Below are 23,818 nucleotides of genomic sequence, written 5' to 3'. Positions count from 1 at the left end.
ACCCATTTGCAACTGCGACAGTTGCAACAAACCGCCAAAGAACACGTCGACCCTCTTCGCAGGCGCTGTCCCAATTACAGCGCAGGTCACTTTGAGTTGCGACAGCAGCGGCCGACGATGTGCAAGGAATCGCCTTGGGAGTCCATTTCAAGTCCGATGCCGGTGGGCCAGTCCTGGTGGCATCGGCACGGCGTACGAGCTACCCGCCGACCCGATAACCAAGGGTAGGTTTCGAGACCTTCATGAGGCGACGCAGGTTCCTTGCACGCTCAGCAACAGTCCTTTGCCATTAAGCCCATTGATAGCCCCCTAACGAAACCCCCATGCTAGAGGGCTAATCGCTCGCTTATATCATTCCGAATGATAGTTACCTTTGCTTCATTCGATTCGTGACATAGCACATCGCCGCGCATGATCCGCCCATCTCAAATACATTGGCGGATGCACCTCATGGAACAGTCACTCAAACATTTGCGCTTCCCCCTGGCGATTTTGGCCGTGGTGGTGATGAGCGCGTGCGGCAAGACCCCGGAACAAGCGGCCGCCATGCCAGCTGCCAAAGTCAGCGTGGCCAAGGTGCTGGAACAACCGGTCAACGAGTGGGATGAATTCACCGGTCGCCTGGAAGCCCCGGAAACCGTGCAGATCCGTCCGCGCGTGTCCGGCCAGATCGATCAGGTAGCGTTCACCGAAGGCGCCCTGGTGAAAAAAGGCGACCTGCTGTTCCAGATCGACCCGCGTCCGTTCCAGGCCGAAGTGCGCCGCCTTGAGGCCCAGCTTGCCCAGACCAAAGCCGCCGCCACTCGCAGCGATAACGAAGCGCAACGTGGCGAGCGCCTGCGCCAGAGCAACGCGATCTCCGCCGAATTGGCAGACTCGCGCACCACCTCTGCCCAGGAAGCCCGCGCCGCCGTCGCCGGGATCCAGGCGCAGTTGGACCTGGCCAAGCTGAACCTGAGCTTCACCCGCGTGACCTCGCCAATCAGCGGCCGCGTCAGCCGTGCCGAAATCACCGCCGGCAACCTGGTGACCGCCGACGTCACCGCGCTGACCAGCGTGGTCTCCACCGACAAGGTCTACGCCTACTTCGACGCCGATGAACGCGTGTTCCTCAAGTACACCGAACTGGCTCGCCAAGGCCGTCGCGGTGCGACGACCCCGGTCTACCTGGGCCTGTCCAACGAGACCGGCAACCCGCACCTGGGCCAGATGAACTTCGTCGACAACCAGGTCAACCCCGCCACCGGCACCATCCGTGGTCGCGCCGTGTTCGATAACAGCAAGGGCGAATACACCCCTGGCCTGTACGCACGCCTGAAGCTGGTGGGCAGCGGCACCTACTCCGCCGTGTTGATCAACGATGAAGCCGTCGGCACCGACCTGGGCAAGAAATTCGTACTGGTGATGGACGGTGACAAGCCGGCCTATCGCGCGGTGGAGCTGGGTCCGAAGATCGAAGGTTTGCGCATCGTGCGCAGCGGCCTGAACAAGGACGACACCATTATCGTCAAGGGCCTGCAGCGCGTGCGCCCTGGCTCGCCGGTCGCCCCGGAAACCATTCCGATGGCCAGCAAGGAAACCCTCGCCGCCTTGGCCCAACAACGACAAGCGCTTGAAGCCAGCAATCTGGAACAAGTGGCGCCGGATAAAGCCGCGCCCAAACTTGCCAGCGCTGCGACTCCACGCGGTTAAGGGATACGACTCAAGATGAATTTTTCCAAGTTCTTCATTTCACGGCCGATCTTCGCAGCGGTGCTCTCGCTGCTGATCCTGATTGCCGGTGCGATCTCGCTGTTCCAACTACCGATCAGCGAATACCCGGAAGTGGTGCCGCCGACCGTGGTGGTGCGCGCGAACTTCCCGGGCGCCAACCCCAAAGTCATCGGTGAAACCGTGGCCGCTCCGCTGGAGCAAGCCATCACCGGCGTCGAGAACATGCTGTACATGTCCTCGCAGTCGACCGCCGACGGCAAGCTGACCTTGACCATCACCTTCGCCCTGGGCACCGACCTGGACAATGCGCAGGTGCAGGTGCAAAACCGCGTGACCCGTACTCAGCCGAAGCTGCCTGAGGAAGTGACACGCATCGGTATCACCGTGGACAAGGCCTCCCCCGACCTGACCATGGTGGTGCACTTGACCTCCCCGGATCAGCGCTACGACATGCTGTACCTGTCCAACTACGCCCTGCTCAATGTGAAGGATGAGTTGGCGCGCCTGGGCGGTGTGGGTGACGTACAGCTGTTCGGCATGGGCGACTACTCGCTGCGAGTGTGGCTGGACCCGAACAAGACCGCTTCACGCAATCTGACCGCCACTGATGTCGTGACGGCGATCCGTGAGCAGAACCGTCAAGTCGCCGCCGGTACCCTGGGCGCCCAACCTGCACCGACGGCCACCGCGTTCCAGTTGTCAGTGAACACCCAGGGTCGCCTGGTAACCGAGGAAGAGTTCGAGAACATCATCATTCGCTCCGGCGACAATGGTGAAATCACCCGCCTGCGAGACATCGCACGGGTGGAGCTTGGCTCCAGCCAGTACGCCCTGCGTTCGTTGCTCAACAACCAGCCGGCCGTGGCGATTCCGATCTTCCAGCGCCCTGGCTCCAACGCCATCGAGATCTCCAACGAAGTGCGCGGCAAGATGGAAGAGCTGAAAAAGAGCTTCCCCCAGGGCATGGACTACAGCATCGTCTATGACCCGACCATCTTCGTGCGCGGCTCCATCGAAGCGGTGGTGCACACGCTGTTCGAAGCACTGATCCTGGTTGTCCTGGTGGTGATCCTGTTCCTGCAAACCTGGCGCGCCTCGATCATTCCATTGGTGGCGGTGCCGGTATCGTTGATCGGTACGTTTGCGGTGATGCACCTGTTCGGCTTCTCGCTCAACGCGCTGTCCTTGTTCGGATTGGTATTGGCCATCGGTATCGTGGTGGACGACGCCATCGTGGTGGTGGAGAACGTCGAACGGAACATCGAACTGGGCCTGGAACCGTTCCCGGCCACTGAAAAAGCCATGAGCGAAGTGACCGGCCCGATCATCGCCACGGCGTTGGTGCTGTGTGCGGTGTTCGTGCCAGCGGCGTTCATCAGCGGCTTGACCGGGCAGTTCTACAAGCAGTTCGCCTTGACCATTGCGATCTCGACGGTGATTTCGGCCTTCAACTCGCTGACATTGTCCCCTGCCCTGGCTGCAGTCTTGCTCAAAGGCCACAACGCGCCGAAGGATGGGTTCTCCAAATTCCTCGATAAGTTGCTGGGTGGCTGGTTGTTCAGACCGTTCAACCGCTTTTTCGACAAGGCCAGCCATGGCTACGTCGGCACCGTACGCCGCGTGATCCGTGGCAGTGGCATCGCGCTGTTCCTGTATGCCGGCCTGATGGTCCTGACCTGGCTGGGCTTTGCCCACACGCCGACCGGTTTCGTACCGGCCCAGGACAAGCAATACCTGGTGGCGTTCGCCCAGTTGCCGGACGCCGCGAGCCTGGACCGCACTGAAGATGTGATCAAGCGCATGTCCGACATCGCGTTGAAACAACCAGGCGTGGAAAGCGCCGTAGCGTTCCCTGGCCTGTCGATCAACGGTTTCACCAACAGCCCGAACAGCGGCATCGTGTTCGTGACCCTGAAGCCGTTCGACGAGCGTAAAGACCCGAGCATGTCCGCCGGTGCGATTGCCGGTGCCTTGAACGGCAAATACAGCAACATCCAGGAAGCCTACATGGCGATCTTCCCTCCGCCGCCGGTGCAGGGGCTGGGTACGATCGGTGGTTTCCGCCTGCAAATCGAAGACCGTGGCAACCTGGGTTACGACGAGCTGTACAAAGAAGTGCAGAACATCATCACCAAGAGCCGTACCACGCCGGAGTTGTTCGGCCTGTTCACCAGCTACACGGTCAACGTGCCCCAGGTCGATGCCGCCATCGATCGTGAAAAGGCCAAGACCCATGGCGTGGCGATCAGCGACATCTTCGACACCCTGCAGATCTACCTGGGCTCGCTGTATGCCAACGACTTCAACCGCTTCGGCCGGACCTACCAGGTCAACGTGCAGGCGGAGCAGCAGTTCCGCCTGGATGAAGACCAGATCGGCCAGCTCAAAGTGCGCAACAACAAAGGCGAGATGATCCCCCTGGCGACCTTCATCAAGGTCAGCGACACCTCGGGCCCGGACCGCGTGATGCACTACAACGGCTTCATCACCGCCGAAATCAACGGCAACGCGGCACCGGGCTACAGCTCGGGCCAGGCTGAAGCGGCGATCGAGAAACTGCTGAAAGAAGAACTGCCCAACGGCATGACCTACGAGTGGACCGACCTGACGTATCAGCAAATCCTCTCGGGCAACACCGCGCTGTTCGTATTCCCGCTCTGCGTACTGCTGGCGTTCCTGGTACTGGCCGCCCAATACGAAAGCTGGAGCCTGCCATTGGCGGTGATCCTGATCGTGCCGATGACCCTGCTGTCGGCCATTACCGGGGTGATTATCTCGGGCGGCGACAACAACATCTTCACCCAGATCGGCTTGATCGTATTGGTGGGCCTGGCGTGCAAGAACGCGATTCTGATCGTCGAGTTCGCCAAGGATAAACAGGCAGAAGGCCTCGACCCGCTCGCTGCGGTACTGGAAGCCTGCCGTCTGCGTCTGCGGCCGATCCTGATGACCTCGTTCGCCTTCATCATGGGTGTGGTGCCTCTGGTGTTGTCCAGCGGCGCCGGTGCCGAGATGCGTCATGCCATGGGCGTGGCGGTGTTCTCCGGGATGATCGGTGTGACCTTCTTCGGTCTGTTGCTGACGCCAGTGTTCTACGTACTGATCCGTCGCTATGTGGAGCGCCAGGACGCGCGCAAAGCGGCCAAGGCCTTGAAGCTGGAGACACAGCAATGAGTGTGAAAGTCTTTCTGCCGAGCTTGCTGGTACTGGCGCTAAGCGCCTGTGCCGTAGGCCCGGACTATAAAACCCAGACGCCGGAGGCGGCCAATATCACGGCCGCTGCCAATGCCAAGCAGTATGACCATGCCAAGTTCGAAGGCATCTGGTGGCAGCAGTTCGAGGACCCGACCCTCAACCAACTGGTGACCCAGTCGCTGCAAGGTAACCGGGATCTGCGCGTCGCCTTTGCCCGCCTGCGGGCGGCACGGGCGATCCGCGATGACGCCAGCAATGACGCCATGCCGACCATCACCAGCCGCGCCAGCAGTGACCTGGCCAAGGGACAAATCCCAGGCCAGACCACCAAGCGCGTCAACAGTGAGCGTTACGACCTCGGCCTGGACATGGCCTGGGAACTGGACCTGTTCGGTCGCATCCAGCGCAACCTGGAAGCCACCGACGCCGACCAGCAGGCCGCCGAGGCGGACTTGTACCAGCTGCAAGTCACCATGATCGCCGAACTGGTGGACGCCTACGGTCAACTGCGTGGCGCGCAACTGCGTGAACGCATTGCCTTGGACAACCTGAAGAACCAGCAGGAATCTCGCTCCATCACCATCAGCCTGCGGGATGCCGGTGTGGGTGACCAACTCGACGTGGAGCGTGCCGATGCGCGCCTGGCGGCGGTAGAAGCCAGCGTGCCGCAATTGCAGGCCGAGCAAGTGCGCGAGCGCAATCGCATCGCCACCCTCCTCGGCCAGCGGCCCGACAAGCTCACCGTAGACCTGAGCCCGAAAGACCTGCCGGCGATTGCCAAGGCGTTGCCGATTGGCGACCCGGGGCAACTGCTGCAACGCCGCCCGGACATCCTCAGCGCCGAACGCAAACTGGCCGCCGCCACTGCACGCATCGGCGTAGCCAAGGCCGACCTGTTCCCACGGGTCAGCCTCAGCGGCTTCCTCGGCTTTACCGCCGGGCGCGGTTCGCAGATCGGCTCGTCCGCCGCCAATGCCTGGGCCCTTGGCCCGAGCATCACTTGGGCAGCATTTGACCTGGGCAGTGTGCGCGCCCGTTTGCGCGGCGCCGATGCCGAGGCCGATGGCGCGTTGGCAACCTACGAGCAACAAGTGCTGTTGGCCCTGGAAGAGTCCGAGAACGCCTTCAGCGACTACGGCAAGCGCCAGCAACGCTTGGTCTCGCTGATCCGCCAAAGCGAATCCAGCCGCGCCGCTGCCGATTTGGCCGCGATCCGCTACCGCGAAGGCACTGTGGACTTCCTGGTACTGCTCGACGCCCAACGTGAGCGCCTGGCCGCCGAAGACTCCCAGGCCCAGGCCGAAGTCGACCTGTATCGCGGCATCGTCGCGATCTACAAGGCACTGGGGGGTGGCTGGCAGCCGGACACGGTGGTCGCTACCGCCAAGTGATGTAAAGAGCTCCTTTGGTTGGTCGCATCCAGCCAATTTTTTGCCCCGTGGTCCATTCGGTCACGGGGCTTTTTTTGGCTCGTCGAAACCTGAAACAAATTGACAAGAATTAAATCAAGTCTTACGCATGGCTACATGCGGACAGACAGGAGCCGGTAATAAACATTCAAATACAACCCCATAAAAGAGTGTAGGAAAAAACACCGGACAACTTCCTACAAACCCAATCCAATTTTCACAAAATATAAAATCGAAAAGCACAACACCTCAAGCTTTTCCATTGACAGCAATACTCGACAATTTTACCGTTTCTTGCGCCTGGGCATTTTGCTAAGGCGACAACATTGAGGAACTCATCATATAATCTCATTAAAAGTCGGGTTAAGACATTGAGAGCCTCACGTGAACTTGTCGTCGTCCAAGCGTTATCTAGCCTGGCGCTATGGCTGGATATTTTTCTGATATTTACGGTGCCTGCATACCTGTGGAGCATTTCCCCACCCTCAGTAGCATTACTCGCTTTCTGTCTGGGTGCACCTATGTTACTTCTGGGGCCGATAGTTGGAACGTTGATTGATCGGCTGGACGTTAGGAAAACGTTAATATTTGGCGTTTCGCTTCGCATAGCTTCCACCGCTGCGCTCGCCTACTCCCCAAGTTTTGAAATGTTTTTAGTCTTAGTGATTCTGAAAGGGATGTCGAATTTGATTTATTTCCCCTCAATTACTATAGCGATACGAACATTAGTCAACCGGGAAGAACACAAGTCATTTTTTAGCTACACCAGCCTACTTGACCAAACTTCAAAAATCACTGTGCCTTTACTGGCTGGCCTGCTGACTATGGTATTGCCCACTAAAGACGGCTTCTTTTTTTCCGCCACAGCTGTACTTCTAACCCTGCCGTTCCTGCTTTCCCTTTGTGCGAAAATAGACGCCAAACCTGCACCTGCGTCATCAAAAATCCTGCCGTTATATCGTGACCTACTGAAGGGGTTCTCAATATTTAAATCGTTGCCTTTCCAATTACGCGTTGGTTTTCTATATTCCTTGCTCACTTCGTTGGCGTTAGGCATCTATGATCCCCACCTGGCTGCTTTTCTGGCACATGAAGGTTACCCTCCCATCGTGTTTTCACAGATCGTTTCAGCGACGGCCGCAGGGGCGGTGTGCGCTGCCTTGCTGGTGAAGTTAAAACTCAAAAACCTTGAGGACGTTTTGCTTCGGTCATACGGCCTCGTTGTTTTCTGCTTGGCATTGATAATGACTGCACTGCTAGTGCCTCTTGATATACCTAACAAAAAGTTACTTTATCCAACCGTATGGTTTATCAATGGCTTTGGCTACGAGCTGTTGATTATCTCGTCAAACATACTCCTCCAGCAACTCTGCCCTTCTGAAACCATTGGGCGAATGTCAACGTCTTTTAGAAGCGCTCAAATGCTCTGCGTTGTAATAGGCCCTGCTATAGGGACGCTACTCATAACAACCTATGGCCGGCATGCCCCCTTCACAACGGCCGCCCTAGCAACGTTTTTTACAGCATTAACCTCACTTGCAATCTATCATTACCGCTATAAAAAAGTTAGCCGCTTTGACTAAACACTCTCTCTTCCGCTAATTAGCATCACTCAAAATCAAACCACGGTACTGCCCAGGATTCGACCCGACCCATTTACGAAACGCCTTATAAAACGAACTGGTATCGGCAAAGCCCAATCGCTCGGCTATCTCGGCAAAGCTGATCTGCGGCTCGGCGAGCCAGACAATCGCCAGTTCTTTACGCACGCTGTCCTTGAGGCCCTGGTAGGTCTGCCCTTCTTCCGCCAGGCGGCGGCGCAGGGTGGAGGCGGAGATGCACAGGCTGGCGGCGAGGCCGTCGGTTTCCGGCCAGGCCTCAGCGGGCATCTGGCGCAGGTAGTGCTCGATGGGGGTGTGCTGCCTTTGACGTGGCCAGTATGTGCGCCCGCTTTTGCGCCGTGGTCATTCGGTCACGAGGCTTTTTTAAAGTGGATATGACAGGGGCCGATATAAAAGTGTACGTTTCGACTAACGGAGTATCCGATCATGGCCGTTTTATTGACTGCAGAACAAATGAGGCATACCAAGGCGTCTAACCCGTTCCAGATAAAAAACCCGGAACAGGTGGTCAATAAATTCACGATAACAGAGGAGGCAAACGCTGCGGACACGTTGAAGCTTCGCAAACAAGAGTCAATCGATGATCTGAAAGCCTTCTTGAAAGACTACGACATGACATCCATTACCACCAACGAACTAAAGAAAGTCGGCAGGCGGCTGTATGAGGATAACGTCATTGATGGCGAGGCGTTTCATGTGTTCATCTCTGGCCTTGGCGCTTTTGATGCCAACGGCCAGCAAGCCGAAACCGACGTCAAATACAATGCAATCGCTTTATTTAACGAAACACTGGAAGACTACCTTTCGTTTCTTGAAAGTCGTCCCGACGTGAAGCGTTCACAAGGTATCCCAGAATATGTCCAGGGCATGATCGCTGCCAATCACGCAATAAATGCACTCGCGTATTTTGTCAACTCTTCCCGAAGTGATCTCTCGATAGAGGAGCGTGCCTGAACCTGGCCATGTCATACAGGGTGCCAACCCGCCTTTTGACACCCTGGTCTATCAGCGCATCACCGACCAAACCTGACCGTCCCCCAATAGGACTTGGAGACCGGTTCGCGGTTGTCCAGCATCACTCGGTAGGTACCCAAGGGGCCAAGCCATGAGGCATAGGCTGACAAAGGATTGTGAGCGACTGTTTTCCAAGCGCCACCGACCTGCTGTTGAATGTAGATATGGGGTGCTCTACCGCTTCCTGCAGCAGACACCATCGCATCAATGTTTGCATTAGAGCAGCCGTTAGTCCCTGCGATAGTAAATGGACCGAGCGCTATGGCCTCGGAGTCAGGTTGGATTATCCCACTGTAGCTATCCGTGATATTCAAGCACACCGCGGACACGGACGCAGACAGCAACGTCAACACTAAAAAAGGCAGTGCAAAAAGACTTTTCATGATCTTCACCTTAAATGTCGAACCTTCAAGATTTTTTTGCGACTATTTACCTATCGTTTTGTTATTTCTCCATAAGCCGCCCTCGACTTAGCCGTGCCGCGCTGCCGACGCAGATACACTGCACATGAATCGAACTGTTCAATAGAAGTATTAGGAACCGTGCCACTGACTATGCACGAATTATCACTGTGGGTAAGCCGCAAACTTCCCAAAAACATGAAGGACTGTTCTGTAGTACGCGAGAAGCACTCGGTAAGTTATTTCCTAATCCAGCCCACTCACGCCATTACAACCGATTTGTCTCGTTCAAAATCAAACTACGGTACTGCCCGGGATTCGACCCGACCCATTTACGAAACGCCTTATAAAACGAACTGGTATCGGCAAAGCCCAATCGCTCGGCTATCTCGGCAAAGCTGATCTGCGGCTCGGCGAGCCAGACAATCGCCAGTTCTTTACGCACGCTGTCCTTGAGGCCCTGGTAGGTCTGCCCTTCTTCCGCCAGGCGGCGGCGCAGGGTGGAGGCGGAGATGCACAGGCTGGCGGCGAGGCCGTCGGTTTCCGGCCAGGTATCGGGAGGCATCTGGCGCAGGTCGTGCTTGATGCGGGTAGCGAGGCTGTCGGGGTCGCGGTATTTGACCAGGATATTGGCGGGCGCGTGGGCCAGGAAACGCTTGAGTTCTTCAGTGCTGCGCTTGATCGGCAGGTCCAAGCAGTCGGCGGAGAAGATCATGCGGGTACGCGGCCGATCAAAACGCAGGTTGTCAGAGAACATCACCTGGTAGTCGTCGCAGAAGGCCGGTTTTGGACAACGCAGTTCAATCGCCAGGATCGGGATGCGTCGCCCTGCCAGCCAACAGGCGACGCCGTGCACGATCATCCAGTAGGTAAAGTACGTGAACGCTCGGTTGGGCTCAGACTCGGGCTCAAGCAACACGATCTCCGCCAGGCTCTGTTGGCGCACCAGTTGCGCGGGCAGTCGCTCCAGCATCAGTGACAGGAACCCCAGGCCGCTTTCCAGGCTGGTGACGAGTGTCGGTTGCGCCATCGCGGTGCGGCACAGGAAGGCCAGGCTGCCAGATTTGAGCTTGCGCGGGTCCATGCCAAAGAACTCATCATCCATGCGCCGTGCCAACAGGCGCCACAAGCGTGCGTAGGCAGTGGCCGAGACACGCGCGGTGGGCTCGGCCAGCAGGTGCGGGTCAACCCCGGCGCGCTGCAGCACTTCGTCGCTTGCGGCCCCCGGCGCGCAGCTTTGCAATAAGGCTTCGCGTACGAGGTGAATGGAAATGGTGTCTTTTTCCGACATGGTGAATCGGTGCCCAAGGGTGCAGAGAATGGCACGCATCATAAGGGGCGACGCGATTTGCCACCACCGTTCAGCCAGGGTTCAGCAAACGTCAAGATTGCTTGTTTAGTAATGAGTATCATTATGTTACAACTTAGGTTCCTATCTAGTTTGGATGCGGTGCCGAATGCTCGTTCCTTTTCTCATCATGCTGCGCGAAGGCATTGAAGCCGCATTGATCGTTGGCATTATCGCCAGTTACCTGCAACAGACCGGCCGTGGGCAGTGGATGCCTGCCGTGTGGATCGGGGTGTTCCTCGCCGCTGCGCTGGCCCTGCTGGTCGGTGGTGGCCTGGAATTGGTCAGCGCCGAATTCCCGCAAAAACAGCAGGAGCTGTTCGAAGGCATTGTCGGCTTGGTCGCCGTGGGCATCCTCAGTTCCATGGTGTTCTGGATGCGCAAAGTGGCGCGGTCGATCAAGCATTCCCTGCACGAATCCCTTGATCACGCGTTGGCCGGCTCCAGACACCAAGTCACCGCGCTGATCCTCATGGTGTTTTTCGCCGTGGCCCGTGAAGGCCTTGAAACCGTGTTTTTCCTGCTGGCGGTGTTCCAGCAGAGTGAGGGCCCGGGCGCACCGATAGGTGCCCTGCTCGGCTTGATCCTGGCAATCATCGTCGGCTTCCTGATTTACACCGGCAGCATGCGCCTGAACCTCGGTGCGTTTTTCCGCTGGACCGGCCTGTTTATCCTCGTGGTGGCCGCCGGCATCCTCGCCAATTCCGTGCAGGCCCTGCACGAGGCGGGCGTGTGGAATCACCTGCAAACCGTGCTGTTCGATTTCAGCGCCGCCTTGCCCATGGACAGCCCGCTGGGCTCAGTACTCGCCGGCATGTTCGGCTATCAGGAGGCCCCGACCGTCAGCACCCTCGGCGCCTACCTGATTTACCTGGTGGTGGCCCTGGTGATGTTCTTCCTGCCGGCCGCGCCGTCCAAGCCGGTCGCCTCGTCTTCTTCCGTTTCCAGCCAGTAAGGACCGTCCCTTGTCCAACCCAACTCCTCAACCGGCTTCGCCACCCCGCGCCCTGCGCTGGGCAGTGGCGGGCTCGGTGGTCGTGATGATCGCCGCCGGTGGCCTGTTCTATTACGCCTCGCAACTGGCGGCCAGCAAGCGCCAGACCAACCACAACGAGATCGCCGTGACCATTCATGGCCACGCCTGCGAGCCGAATGAGCTGACGGTGCCGGCCGGCCGCGCCAGCTTCCGCATCATCAACCGCTCTGATCGTGCGGTGGAATGGGAAATCCTCGATGGCGTGCTCGTGGTCGAAGAGCGTGAAAACATCGCTCCCGGCCTGAGCCAGGTGATCAACGCCAACCTGCTGCCCGGCGACTACGCGATCACCTGCGGCCTGCTGAGCAACCCACGTGGCACCTTGCACGTAACGCCCACCGCCGAGTCCGACGCGCAGGCCAAGGCCAAACCGTCGATGGTGGCGTTTATTGGCCCGTTGTCGGAGTTTCGCGTGTACTTGAGCAGCCAGGGCAGCGCGTTGGTCAAAGCCGCCACCGCCTTGCAGCAGGCCATCGACAGCGGCGACCTGGCCCAGGCGCAAGCGCTTTACGTTCCCGCCCGCGAGGCTTACCAGCGACTGGCCCCGGCCTCGCAACGCTTGGCTGAGCTGGACAATGCCATCAACGCCCGCGCCGATTACTTTGAAAAGCGCGAACAGGACCCGGCCTTCAGCGGCTTCCATCGCCTGGAATACAGCCTGTTCCAACAGCGCAGCCTCGACGGCCTGGCTCCGGTTGCACAGCGCCTGGTGAGCGACGTCACGACGCTCAAGCAACAGCTGCTGGCCCAGTCCCTGCCACCGGAGCAACTGGTGAGCATCGTGGTGCGCAACCTCAACAGCCTGTCCGATGTGCGCGCCATCAGCGGTGAAGAAGAACGCTACAGCCACGTCGACCTGAATGGGTTCGCCGCCAACCTGGAGGCCGCCCACAAGGTCGTGGAGTTGATGCGCCCGTTGCTGACCAAATCCGCCGCCGACCTGCTACCCAAGGTCGACAGCGCCCTCGCCGCCTTTGATGCCGAACTCCAGGGCTTCAAGGTCGACAAGGGCTACGCCACCTATGACAGCGTGACCGCCGATCAGCGCAAGCAGATCGCCGACAAGGCCAAGGCTCTGGCCGCTGCACTCGATGGAATCGACCCCGCCCTTGGCCTTTCCGGCCTGCAGTGAAGACGACCGCACACATGAGCGATTCAGCACAATTTGACCTCCAACGCCGCCGTGTCCTGCTGGGCATGGCCGCCACCGGCGCGGCAATTGCCGGCAGCACACTGACCTGCCCGGCCATGGCGGCCGCCGCCGAGCAAGTCACCACCGCACCACGCAGCGACAAGACCCAGGACCACCATGACTTCTTCGGCAAGCACCAGAGCGGCATCGTCACCCCACGCCCGGCGTGCGGCATGCTCGTGGCGTTCGACGTACTGGCCAGTGACCGTGAGGACCTGGAGCGGCTGTTCCGCACGCTCAACGAGCGCATCAGCTTCCTGATGGCTGGCGGCACCGTGCCGCAAGTGGACCCGAAACTGCCGCCCACCGACTCCGGGATCCTCGGCCCGGTGGTGACGCCAGACAACCTGACCATCACGGTGTCCGTCGGCGAATCGCTGTTCGATGAGCGTTTCGGTCTCGCAGCAGCCAAACCCAAGCGCCTGAGCCGCATGGTCGGTTTCCCCAACGATGCGCTGGAACCGGCGCAGTGCCACGGCGACCTGAGCCTGCAATTCAGCTCCAACACCCCGGACACCAATATTCACGCCCTGCGCGACATCGTGAAGAACCTGCCCGACCTGTTGCTGGTGCGCTGGAAGCAGGAAGGCAGCGTGCCGCCCCAGGCGCCTGCCAAACCTGGCGAGCCAGCCCAGAGCGCGCGCAACTTCCTGGGTTTCCGTGACGGCTCGGCGAACCCGAACTCCAACGACGAGACCGCCATGAACCAGATTGTGTGGGTACAGCCTGGCAGCGACGAACCGGCCTGGGCGGCCAACGGCAGCTACCAGGCCGTGCGCATCATCCGCAACTTCGTCGAGCGCTGGGACCGTACGCCACTGCAAGAGCAAGAAAGCATCATCGGCCGCGTCAAGACCACGGGCGCGCCCATGGATGGCCAGAAAGAAACCCAGGTCCCCGACTACAGCAAGGACCCGGAAGGCAAGTTGACCAAGCTCGATGCCCACATCCGCCTGGCCAACCCTCGCACCCCGCAGACCCAGGCCAACCTGATCCTGCGCCGGCCGTTCAACTACTCCAACGGCGTCAACAAAAACGGTCAGCTGGACATGGGGCTGTTGTTCATCTGCTACCAGGCTGACCTGGAGAAAGGCTTTATCAGTGTGCAAACCCGGCTCAACGGCGAGCCTCTGGAGGAGTACCTCAAGCCGGTCGGCGGCGGGTATTTCTTCACCTTGCCGGGGGTCACCGGGCCCAAGGATTTCATTGGGCGCACGCTGCTGGCTGCAACGCATCCTCAAACCACTGCCCATACCTAAAAAACACTCAGAGCGGATACCGTCCCATGAAGAAGTCGACTATTGCGTTGTCGTTGTTAATGACCCTTTCGCCGCTTGCAGCATTCGCCGCTACCGCGCCGCTGGACCTGGTAGGCCCGGTCTCGGACTACAAGATCTACGTCACCGAAGAAATCGGCGAACTGGTTACCCAGACCCAGGCGTTCACCGACGCCATCAACAAGGGTGACCTGGCCACTGCCAAGAAGCTCTATGCGCCGACCCGTGTGCACTATGAGTCCATCGAGCCGATCGCCGAGCTGTTCAGCGACCTCGATGCGTCCATCGACTCGCGTGTCGACGACCATGAAAAAGGCGTGACCGCCGAGGACTTCACCGGTTTCCACCGCATCGAATACGCGCTGTTCTCGCAGAACAGCACCAAGGGCCTGGAAACCCTGACCGCCAAGCTCAACACCGACGTCAACGACCTCAAGACCCGCGTCGACGGGCTGACCTTCCCACCCGAGAAAGTCGTGGGCGGTGCCGCCGCGCTGCTGGAGGAAGTCGCCGCCACCAAGATCTCCGGCGAAGAAGACCGCTACAGCCACACGGACCTGTATGACTTCCAGGGCAACATCGACGGCGCGAAGAAAATCGTCGATCTGTTCCGTGGCCAGATCGAGAAGCAGGACAAGGCCTTCCTGGCCAAGGTCGACAAGAACTTCGCCACCGTGGACAAGGTTTTGGCCAAGTACAAGACCAAGGATGGCGGCTTCGAGACCTACGACAAGGTCAAGGAAAACGACCGCAAGGCCCTGGTGGGTCCGGTCAATACCCTGGCTGAAGACCTGTCGACCCTGCGTGGCAAGCTGGGCCTGAACTAAACCATAGGCAAAAAAAAAGACCCAGCCCGGTTGAAGGGGCTGGGTCTTTTTTTTGCCTGCGGTTTCTACAGGATCCGGTACAGCAACCGCTCGATCCGCACACGGCTGACCCGACGCAGGAACTTGCCGACCGCCTCGGGATAGTCCGGCAGCGTCTGCAGATCCAGGTAACGCTCGATGCGTGTGGTGTGCTGGAAAATCTGCGTCAGCTCGACACGTCGCGGCTCCAACCACTGGCCCTGGGGATCGTCGATCAACAAGGCGTTCTCCAGGTCGAGGCGGAACGCCCGCGGGTTGAGGTTATTGCCGGTCAGCAAGGTGTAGCGCAGGTCGACCCACATGCCCTTGAGGTGGTACGTGTTGTCGCCGTCGCGCCACAGGTGCAGGTTCAACTGGCCGCTGTCGATCATCGGCTGATGTCGCTTGGCGAAGCGTCGCAGGCTGATTTCGTACAGGTAGGGCAGCGCCGCGATGACCTTGAATGGCTCGCTCGGCGGGATGTAGAAGTCGTTGGCGGTCTTGTCACCGACGATGATGTCGATCTTCACTCCACGCGCCAGGGCACGGTTGATTTCACGGGTCACTGGCAATGGCAGGTTGAAATACGGCGTGCAGATAGTCAGTTGATGCTGGGCGCTGGCGATCAATTCGAGCACGACTCGGTTCAGCGGGTTGTTCTTGCCAACGCCGAGCAATGGGCTGACCGACAGATGGCCGTTGGGCAACTGCCCCGCCGTGGTGTCATAAGCCGCGTGTTTGAGGCGGCTGCGCAAGTCGCCGATGTCATTGCGCAAACTGCGCGTGGTGGGTGGGTTGGGCAGGTCCAGGCGATTGACCGCCTTGGAGGCAATAAGCCCGTGCTCCACCAAGTGTTGCATCGAATCCGCCAAGGGCTTGCTGTGGATCAAGTGGTAGCGGTCGAAGCGATACTTGTCGAACTTGTGCAGGTACACGTTGTTCAGGCTCGCACCGCTGTACAGCACGCTGTCGTCGATCACGAACCCCTTGAGGTGCAGCACGCCGAACAGTTCGCGGGTTTGCACCGGCACGCCATACACCGGTACTTCGCTGCCGTGGCTTTGGGTCATGGCCTGGTACCAGGCACTATTGCCGGGCTGCTTGCCCGCGCCGATCAAACCACGCTGGGCGCGCAGCCAGTCGACCACCACCACGATGTCCAACTCCGGCCGCGCAGCCTTGGCCGCGTGCAGGGCCTCGTAGATCTCCTGCCCCGCTTCGTCCTGCTGCAGATACAGCGCGACGATGTAGATGCGCCGGGTGGCCTGGGCGATTTGCTCCAGCAGACAACGGCGATAAGCATCTGCGCCGGACAGCACGTCGATGGCGTCGGGAGTAAGAGGGAAACCGCGCAATTTGGGCAACAGGGAGCGTTTGAAGAACGACGGCATAAGGCTCGCAATGGGTCGAATCCGAAGAGTCCCCGAGCTTACACCATGGGGGTGCTCAGGTCTCGCTATGCCGCATGGAAAAAATTTAATTGACCAAGAAGAACGATCGTTCTACTGTCAATCACATGCACCTAACGACCAGCAATGAAACCCGCGATATCATCCTCGATGTCACCGAAAAACTGATCTATCGCCATGGCATCGCCGCCACCGGCATGGACTTTTTGGTAAAAACCGCCGGCGTCTCGAGAAAAAGCATTTATCGCTACTTCGCCAATAAAGACGAATTGGTGATTGCCGCCCTGCAACGTCGCGATGCGCGCTGGATGCAGTGGCTGCGCGATGAAGTGGAACGCAACGAAGGCACTGGCGAGCGGCTGCTTGCGCTGTTCAGTGCGCTCAAGGCCTGGTTCGGCACTGCGGATTTCCGCGGCTGCGCCTTTATCAATACCAGTGGCGAAACCGGCGACCCGCAGGACCCGGTGCGCCTGCTGGCCAAGGCCCATAAACAGAAACTGTTCGAGTACGCCCTTGAACTGTGCCAAGCGCATGGCACTTCCGACCCCGAACGGCAGGCCGCGCAACTGCTGATCCTGATCGACGGCGCCATCACCGTTGCCCTGGTGATGGGCGATTCCACCGCTGCCGATACTGCGCAATGCATGGCGCGAACGTTATTGGGACTTTGAACGCGCAGGTACGCGCACTTTCCAACTAAACCTTAATGTGTTGAGGAAATGCCAATGTCATCTACCGCAGAAACACGCCCTCCGCTGCCGCCGTTCACCCGCGCGTCGGCTATCGAAAAAGTGCGTTTGGCCGAAGACGGCTGGAATTCCCGTGACCCGCAGCGCGTCTCCCTGGCCTACACCCTCGACACCCAATGGCGTAACCGCACCGAATTCGCTCACAGCCGCGAAGACGCCAAGGGTTTCCTGACGCGTAAATGGGCCAAGGAGTTGGACTATCGATTGATCAAGGAACTGTGGGCGTTTACCGATAACCGCATCGCGGTACGTTATGCCTACGAGTGGCACGACGATTCGGGCAACTGGTTCCGTTCCTATGGCAACGAGAACTGGGAATTCGACGAGAACGGCCTCATGGCCAACCGTTATGCCTGCATCAACGATCTGCCGATCAAGGAAAGCGAGCGCAAGTTCCACTGGCCGCTCGGTCGGCGTCCGGATGATCATCCGGGGCTCTCCGAACTGGGCTTGTAAACCGCTTCAGTCCGGCCCAGCTTGCCAGCGACAGCGCTCTTAAAGGCGCTGTCACCGGCAAGCGGGGCTTCTACAGACCTGTTGGACCTTCAGTCCTGGTTCAGACCGACGCGATACAACACACCATCGTCCGCATCCGTCAGCACATACAAGAAGCCATCCGGCCCCTGCCGTACGTCGCGGATCCGTGCTTTCAAGCCACCCAGCAAGCGCTCCTCGTGGATCACCTTGTCGCCATCGAACTGCAGCCGAATCAACTCCTGGCTAACCAGCGCGCCAATGAACACGTTGTGCTGCCAAGGTTTGAAACGGTCAGCATCGTAAAACGCCATGCCGCTGATGCCCGGTGACTTTTCCCAGACGTGATGTGGCGGTACCGTGCCTTCCACCGTCTTGCCCTGGGCTTCAGGGATGGGGGTGAGGGAATAATTGATACCGTGGGTCGCCAGCGGCCAACCGTAGTTCTTGCCCCGCTCGATGATATTGATCTCATCACCGCCGCGCGGGCCGTGTTCGTTTTCCCAGACCGTGCCGCTCCAGGGGTTCAACGCCAGTCCCTGAGGATTACGCTGGCCGTAGGACCAGATCTCCGGCCGCACGCCTTGCTGGCCGACGAAGGGGTTGTCATCGGGTACCCGGCCATCCGGGTAGATGCGCACGACCTTGCCTTGCAACTTGTCCAGGTCCTGCGCCGTCGGGCGGTCATTGTTTTCCCCCAGGGTCACGAACAGGTAGCCATCACGGTCGAAGGCCAGGCGCGAGCCGAAGTGATTGCCGGTGGACAGCTTCGGCTCCTGGCGCAGGATCACTTTGAAGTCGGTCAAGCCACTGAGGTCAGCGGCTAGACGGCCACGCCCCACGGCAGTCCCAGCCGTCCCATTCTTGCCGCCACCTTCGGCGTAGGAAAGGTAGACCATTCGGTCTTGCTTGAAGTCCGGCGACAGCACCACATCCAGCAAACCGCCCTGCCCTTTGGCCCACACCTCGGGTACACCCGTCAGCGGCGCGGAGAGCTTGCCGTCCGGGCTGACAAAACGCAGGTGACCGGGACGCTCGGTGACCAGGAAACCTTGTTTGTCCGGCAGGAAAGCCACTGCCCATGGGTGGTCAAGGCCTTTGGCGATCGGGGTCGCGGTGACACTGCCTTGTTCACTCGGGAATTGCTGGGCATCGGCGGCGAAAGCGGCCGTCAACGGTAGCAGCGAGGTTGCACACAGGGCGGCTAGGAGGGTTTTGCGTAGAAGCATAGGGCTGCATCCTTACCGGCGATTGCCGTTGGCATCATAGGTGGGGGCTTTGGTTTCAGTGGTCGGGCGGCTGGGGGCGGCGTCGCGCTTGGGGTAACTATTGCCAATGCCGCCGTTCTCCAGGGTGGGCGTGCGCGTGGTCGGCCCGGTCTGGATACCGCGAATGGCCGGCGCATTGGGCTGGGTGCCCTGCATGCTGTTGGGGTTGGCCCGGTGGATCGGGCCATTGTTGGACGTGTTGTTGCCGGGCAGGTTTTGCGCATGGGCCATAGACGCAAAGGCCAAGCCTGCTACCAGCGCTGCAACGTGACGCACACAGCTATTCATGACAAAGCCTCTCTGGGTCGAGGAGTACGTGCTTTCGATAACACGCTACGCCTTGGGTTCGGCTTTCGACACTAAATAGTTTCTCATCAGGTGTAACACGATCTGTCCGCGCATCTGCTCGGGGAAACTTTTCGCGCAGCGTCCGAGTCACCAGAACACAGCCTCTACTTAAGGAATCGCACATATGCCACGGGCAATATGGAAAGGCGCCATCAGCTTTGGCCTGGTGCATATCCCGGTTTCACTGGTCTCGGCTACTTCATCGCAGGGCGTTGACTTCGACTGGCTGGACAAGCGCAGCATGGACCCGGTGGGCTACAAGCGTATCAACAAGACCACCGGCAAAGAGGTGACGAAAGAAAACATCGTCAAAGGCGTGGCGTTCGAAAAAGGCCGCTATGTGGTGCTCAGCGAAGAGGAAATCCGTTCGGCCCACCCCAAGTCGACCCAAACCATCGAAATCATCGCGTTTGTCGCCAGCGACCAGATCCCGCTGCAGAACATCGACACGCCCTATTTTCTGGCACCGGACAAGCGCGGAGGCAAGGTCTATGCACTGCTGAGGGAGACCTTGAAAAAGACCGGTAAAGTGGCCCTGGCCAATGTGGTGCTGCACACCAAGCAGCACCTGGCAGCCTTGATGCCGCTGGACTCGGCGTTGGTACTGGTAATGCTGCGCTGGCCCGCCGAGGTCCGCAGCCTGGACGAACTGGAGCTGGGTGCCGACGTGACCAAGCCCAGCCTGGCCAAAGGCGAGCTGGACATGGCCAAGCGCCTGGTCGAAGACATGAGTGCCGACTGGCAGCCGGATGAATACCGCGACAGTTTCCAGGAAAAAATCATGGCGCTGGTGGCCAAGAAAGCCAAGGCCGGCAAAATCGAAGATGTGGAAACGCGTGAAGACAGTGACGAGCGCAAGTCTGCCGATGTGATCGACCTGACGGAATTGCTCAAGCGCAGCCTGGCGGGTAAACCCACCAAGAAGCCCGCAGCGAAAAAATCCACCAAGGCCTCATAAGTCATGGCAAAGCCCCTGAGCGAGTACAACCGCAAGCGCGACTTCAGCATCACTGGCGAGCCGGCAGGCAGCGCGCCTGCTGCCAAACGCCAGGCGTCAGCGCTGTCCTTCGTGATCCAGAAACATGACGCGCGCAACCTGCATTATGACTTTCGCCTGGAGCTCGACGGCGTGTTGCTCAGTTGGGCAGTGCCCAAGGGCCCAAGCCTTGACCCTGCGCAAAAGCGCTTGGCCGTCCACGTGGAAGACCACCCTCTCAGTTATGGCAGCTTCGAAGGCAGTATTCCCACCGGCCAATACGGCGCAGGCGATGTCATCGTGTGGGACCGTGGCGTGTGGCAACCCCACGACGATCCGCACAAGGCCTACGCCGCTGGCAAGCTCAAGTTCACCCTGGTCGGCGAGAAACTTTCCGGCGACTGGGCGCTGGTGCGCACGCGCCTGAAGGGCAGCGGCGATAAAGAACAATGGCTGTTGATCAAGGAGAAGGACTCCCAGGCACGCCCGGCCGATGACTACGATATCGTCCAGGCCGAACCGAATAGCGTGGTCAGTGACGCTTCGGTCGGCAAGCCCCGTGCCCAGCCAAAGGCCAAAGCCAAAGCCAAAGCCAAGCCGCAAAAAGCGACGCCCCCCCTCCCAGAAGACTTCAGCCCGCAACTGGCCACGCTGGTGGACCGCGCACCGGAGGGCGACTGGCAATACGAAATCAAGTTCGACGGCTATCGCATGCTCGCACGCATTCGAGACGGCGAAGTGCGTCTGTTCACCCGCAACGGCCACGACTGGACCGATCGACTACCGCGTCAGGCCAAGGCCCTGCAGGCCCTCAAGCTCAAGGACAGTTGGCTCGACGGCGAGGTGGTCAGCCTCAACGGCGACGGCCTGCCGGATTTCCAGGCGTTGCAAAATGCCTTTGATATCGGCCGCAGCCTGGACATTGTCTATTACCTGTTCGATGCGCCGTTTCTCAATGGCCAGGATCGACGCCAGGCGCCCGTCGAGGATCGCCGTGCTGCACTCAAGGCCGCGTTGGCCGGCAGCAGGAGCAAACTATTGCGTTTCTCGGAAGCCTTCACCGCCCACCCTCGCGACATCATTGAAAGTGCCTGTGACCTGGCGCTGGAGGGTGTGATCGGCAAGCGCTTGGGCAGCCCGTATGCGTCCAGTCGCAGCGCGGACTGGATCAAGCTCAAATGCCGTTTGCGCCAGGAATTCGTGATTGTCGGCTACACCCGGCCACAGGGTTCGCGCAGCGGTTTCGGGGCGCTGTTACTGGCCGTGAATGACGACTCCGGGCTGGTGTACGCCGGGCGTGTGGGCACCGGCTTCGATCAGGCGTCACTGAAATCGATCTACACGCAACTCACGCCACTGGAACGCAAGGTATCGCCTCTGGAAAAACCCCTGACCAGTGCGCAAGCCCGCGGCGTGCACTGGGTGGAGCCGACGTTGGTTGGCGAGGTGCAGTTTGCCGAATGGACCCGTGAAGGCGTGGTCCGCCAGGCGTCGTTTGTCGGAATGCGTACGGACAAACCCGCCGCGCAGATCATTCATGAGCAACCGCGAACGGCCAAATCCATGAAGCCCACGAAAAAAACCGGCGCAGGGGTGAATATCACCCACCCAGACCGCGTGATCGACAAACAAAGCGGCACGCAGAAACAACAACTGGCGCAGTTCTACGACAGCATCAGCCAGTGGATCCTGCCCTTCCTAAGCCATCGCCCGGTTGCTCTACTGAGGGCGCCGGAAGGCATCGAGGGCGAGCAGTTCTTCCAGAAACACTCGGAACGTCTCGCTATTCCCAACATCAAGCAACTGGATCAGGCCCTCGACCCGGGCCATGCGCGCCTGATGGAAATCGACAGCATTGGCGCGTTGATCGGCGCAGTGCAGATGGGCACCGTAGAGTTTCACACCTGGGGCTCGACTACGGACAAGATCGAGACCCCCGACCTGTTTGTGCTCGATCTCGACCCGGACCCGGCGCTGCCTTGGAAAGCCATGCTCGAAGCGGCGCAGTTGACCCTCTCGGTGCTGGACGAGTTGGGGCTGCAAGCGTTCGTCAAGACCAGCGGTGGCAAAGGCTTGCACCTGGTCGTGCCGCTGGCGCGCCGGGACAGTTGGGACACCGTCAAGGCATTCGCCAAGGCCATCGCGCAGTTCATGACGGCGCAACTGCCCGAGCGGTTTACCGCGACGTCGGGGCCCAGGAATCGGGTCGGCAAGATCTTTATCGACTACCTGCGCAATGCACGCGGGGCCAGTACCGTCGCAGCGTACTCCGTGCGGGCACGCCCGGGTCTACCGGTGTCGGTGCCGATCAGCCGCGAGGAATTGAAAGGGTTACGCAGTGCCCAGCAATGGACGGTCGCCAACCTGGCGCAACGCGTCAGGGGCTTGAAGGCCGATCCCTGGGCGGGTTATGCCAACCGACAGAAGATCAGCAAGAAGATGTGGGACAAACTGGGCGCCCATCCACCCGAGTGAACGGCGCCCGCAGCGTCTTCAGATCAGCAGGAAGATCGCTGCCAGACCCGCAAAGATCGCCCACTTTTCAAGGTAATAGCGCGTACGGTTGCGCTTTTTCAGCTCTTTGCCGCGAAGCCGGATCTTGTACAGGCGCGTGAAAGCACGGTTGAGCCCACCCGTCTTGTCACCGGCATCGTTGGGCGAGCCCGCGGCGGCCATCACGGTCCGGCTGAACCAGCGATTGAACGCAGCCGCCCAGCGGTACTTCATCGGACGCTCGATGTCGCAGAAGAGAATGATGCGGTTCTGCTGGGTGGTGTTTTCGGCGTAATGGATATAAGTCTCGTCGAACATCACCGGCTCGCCGTCGCGCCAGTAATAGCTTTCGCCATCCACGTTGATGTAGCAGCCTGGGTCATTCGGCGTATCCAGGCCCAAGTGATAACGGTAGGAGCCTGCGTACGGATCGCGGTGACGCACCAGCTTGGAGCCTGGCGGCAGCTCGGCGAACATCGCAGCCTTGATCGAGCCAATGCTCTGCACCAGCGCCGTGGTACGCGGGCACAGCTTCATCGCCGACGGGTGGCTGTCGCCATACCATTTCAGATAAAAGCGCTTCCAACCCGATTTGAAGAACGAGTTGAAACCCACGTCGTTGTATTGATCCGAACGCTTGATCTCACCCGCGCGCAGCAGGTTCTGGCCTTCCTGGCGGATTTCTTCCCAATGTTCCTGCAGCGGCGTCAGGTCCGGGAAATCGCTGGGTGACAAATAGGGGCGGCTGGGCAGCTTGGAGAAGAGATAAAGAAAGCAGTTGATCGGTGCCAGGAACGTCGAATGATCGCTGAGCTGGCGGCCCAGCTTGTGCCGCACACGGCCACGTAGGTGAACATACGCAATCGAGGCAACGTAAAGAATTACAATGATGAGTTTCAAGGGATTTCGTCACACGTCAGAAGAGAACAGGCTGCACCTGCGTGCCCACAACGGCCGAGGATGGATAGCAGCACCTGAAATCACAATTCACACAATCGGCACAACCGGCTGTTTAACCACCGGCCTATGGCCATTGGCAGTTATTTAGC

19 protein-coding genes and 1 pseudogene are annotated in these 23,818 nt (G+C 59.4%); 13 read left to right on the top strand and 7 right to left on the bottom strand.

Translation table 11 applies throughout. The annotated features are described in order from the left end of the window. The first annotated feature begins 450 nt into the window (after positions 1–450). The 4 genes from mexE to ATH90_RS13165 all read left to right on the top strand — a co-directional run bounded on the left by mexE (position 451) and on the right by ATH90_RS13165 (position 7,900). Complete coding sequence (gene mexE, locus ATH90_RS13180) at positions 451–1,692, top strand: multidrug efflux RND transporter periplasmic adaptor subunit MexE (RefSeq protein WP_034104225.1); 1,242 nt, start codon at positions 451–453, stop codon at positions 1,690–1,692. A gap of 15 nt (positions 1,693–1,707) precedes the next feature. Further along, positions 1,708–4,887, top strand: a complete 3,180-nt coding sequence (locus ATH90_RS13175; protein ID WP_034103509.1) for an efflux RND transporter permease subunit — start codon at positions 1,708–1,710, stop codon at positions 4,885–4,887. Next, the gene (locus ATH90_RS13170) at positions 4,884–6,299 is read left to right on the top strand and encodes an efflux transporter outer membrane subunit (protein WP_034103510.1); all 1,416 of its coding nucleotides are present in this window, start codon (positions 4,884–4,886) and stop codon (positions 6,297–6,299) included. Before ATH90_RS13175 ends, ATH90_RS13170 begins: the two co-directional genes overlap by 4 nt. 389 nt (positions 6,300–6,688) lie before the next feature. Continuing rightward, positions 6,689–7,900: an MFS transporter gene (locus ATH90_RS13165; RefSeq protein WP_098467674.1), complete on the top strand. Its 1,212-nt coding sequence runs from the start codon at positions 6,689–6,691 to the stop codon at positions 7,898–7,900. A 15-nt stretch (positions 7,901–7,915) separates the two neighbouring features. Here the strand turns inward: ATH90_RS13165 and ATH90_RS13160 are convergent. Next, positions 7,916–8,233, bottom strand: a pseudogene (locus ATH90_RS13160) (helix-turn-helix transcriptional regulator); the annotation flags it as partial. Positions 8,234–8,365: 132 nt separating this feature from the next. On the opposite strand from ATH90_RS13160, the gene ATH90_RS13155 reads away from it, so the two are divergent. After that, complete coding sequence (locus tag ATH90_RS13155; protein WP_034103512.1) at positions 8,366–8,893, top strand: hypothetical protein; 528 nt, start codon at positions 8,366–8,368, stop codon at positions 8,891–8,893. Between the two features lie 59 nt (positions 8,894–8,952). Here ATH90_RS13155 and ATH90_RS29070 read toward each other — a convergent pair whose 3' ends face one another. Together ATH90_RS29070 and ATH90_RS13150 are read right to left on the bottom strand one after the other, a co-directional pair. Further along, positions 8,953–9,336 carry a hypothetical protein gene (locus ATH90_RS29070; protein WP_105702682.1) on the bottom strand — a complete coding sequence of 128 codons (384 nt, stop codon included), beginning with the start codon at positions 9,334–9,336 and terminating at the stop codon, positions 8,953–8,955. A 286-nt stretch (positions 9,337–9,622) separates the two neighbouring features. Next, a complete protein-coding gene (locus ATH90_RS13150; RefSeq protein WP_098467673.1) occupies positions 9,623–10,645 on the bottom strand; it encodes an AraC family transcriptional regulator in 1,023 nt (340 codons plus the stop codon). 166 nt (positions 10,646–10,811) lie between these two features. Here ATH90_RS13150 and efeU point away from each other — a divergent pair, with 166 nt between their 5' ends. The 4 genes from efeU to efeO (ATH90_RS13130) are packed head-to-tail and all read left to right on the top strand — an operon-like array spanning position 10,812 to position 15,034. After that, on the top strand, positions 10,812–11,657 hold the full coding sequence (gene efeU, locus ATH90_RS13145) for an iron uptake transporter permease EfeU (RefSeq protein ID WP_034103514.1): 846 nt from the start codon (positions 10,812–10,814) through the stop codon (positions 11,655–11,657). 10 nt (positions 11,658–11,667) lie between these two features. Continuing rightward, entirely contained in the window at positions 11,668–12,870 is a 1,203-nt protein-coding gene (gene efeO, locus ATH90_RS13140) for an iron uptake system protein EfeO (RefSeq protein ID WP_098466454.1), read from the top strand. A gap of 14 nt (positions 12,871–12,884) precedes the next feature. Further along, the gene (gene efeB, locus ATH90_RS13135) at positions 12,885–14,189 is read left to right on the top strand and encodes an iron uptake transporter deferrochelatase/peroxidase subunit (protein WP_034104229.1); all 1,305 of its coding nucleotides are present in this window, start codon (positions 12,885–12,887) and stop codon (positions 14,187–14,189) included. Between the two features lie 26 nt (positions 14,190–14,215). Then, a complete protein-coding gene (efeO, locus tag ATH90_RS13130) occupies positions 14,216–15,034 on the top strand; it encodes an iron uptake system protein EfeO (RefSeq protein WP_069023924.1) in 819 nt (272 codons plus the stop codon). Positions 15,035–15,099: 65 nt separating this feature from the next. Here efeO (ATH90_RS13130) and pssA read toward each other — a convergent pair whose 3' ends face one another. Continuing rightward, a complete protein-coding gene (gene pssA / locus ATH90_RS13125; RefSeq protein ID WP_034103520.1) occupies positions 15,100–16,443 on the bottom strand; it encodes a CDP-diacylglycerol--serine O-phosphatidyltransferase in 1,344 nt (447 codons plus the stop codon). A 125-nt stretch (positions 16,444–16,568) separates the two neighbouring features. Between pssA and ATH90_RS13120 the strand changes: the two genes are divergently transcribed. Together ATH90_RS13120 and ATH90_RS13115 are read left to right on the top strand one after the other, a co-directional pair. Beyond that, positions 16,569–17,132 carry a TetR/AcrR family transcriptional regulator gene (locus ATH90_RS13120; protein ID WP_098467672.1) on the top strand — a complete coding sequence of 188 codons (564 nt, stop codon included), beginning with the start codon at positions 16,569–16,571 and terminating at the stop codon, positions 17,130–17,132. A 54-nt stretch (positions 17,133–17,186) separates the two neighbouring features. After that, positions 17,187–17,666, top strand: coding sequence for a nuclear transport factor 2 family protein (locus ATH90_RS13115; protein WP_034103524.1), 480 nt, complete (start codon positions 17,187–17,189; stop codon positions 17,664–17,666). Between the two features lie 89 nt (positions 17,667–17,755). Here the strand turns inward: ATH90_RS13115 and ATH90_RS13110 are convergent, their stop codons facing one another. Then, entirely contained in the window at positions 17,756–18,913 is a 1,158-nt protein-coding gene (locus tag ATH90_RS13110) for a PQQ-dependent sugar dehydrogenase (RefSeq protein WP_098466453.1), read from the bottom strand. Positions 18,914–18,925: 12 nt separating this feature from the next. Continuing rightward, positions 18,926–19,240: a hypothetical protein gene (locus ATH90_RS13105; protein ID WP_069023926.1), complete on the bottom strand. Its 315-nt coding sequence runs from the start codon at positions 19,238–19,240 to the stop codon at positions 18,926–18,928. Positions 19,241–19,424: 184 nt separating this feature from the next. Between ATH90_RS13105 and ku the strand changes: the two genes are divergently transcribed. Both ku and ligD read left to right on the top strand, forming a co-directional pair. After that, positions 19,425–20,258: a non-homologous end joining protein Ku gene (gene ku, locus ATH90_RS13100; RefSeq protein ID WP_069023927.1), complete on the top strand. Its 834-nt coding sequence runs from the start codon at positions 19,425–19,427 to the stop codon at positions 20,256–20,258. A 3-nt stretch (positions 20,259–20,261) separates the two neighbouring features. Next, the gene (ligD, locus tag ATH90_RS13095; RefSeq protein ID WP_098466452.1) at positions 20,262–22,751 is read left to right on the top strand and encodes a DNA ligase D; all 2,490 of its coding nucleotides are present in this window, start codon (positions 20,262–20,264) and stop codon (positions 22,749–22,751) included. 18 nt (positions 22,752–22,769) lie between these two features. Here the strand turns inward: ligD and lpxO are convergent, their stop codons facing one another. Beyond that, the gene (gene lpxO, locus ATH90_RS13090; RefSeq protein ID WP_034103533.1) at positions 22,770–23,669 is read right to left on the bottom strand and encodes a lipid A hydroxylase LpxO; all 900 of its coding nucleotides are present in this window, start codon (positions 23,667–23,669) and stop codon (positions 22,770–22,772) included. Positions 23,670–23,818: the final 149 nt, after the last annotated feature.

This window comes from Pseudomonas lurida (assembly GCF_002563895.1).
GTDB lineage: Bacteria > Pseudomonadota > Gammaproteobacteria > Pseudomonadales > Pseudomonadaceae > Aquipseudomonas > Aquipseudomonas lurida.
This window is presented reverse-complemented; position numbering and strand designations above follow the sequence as displayed.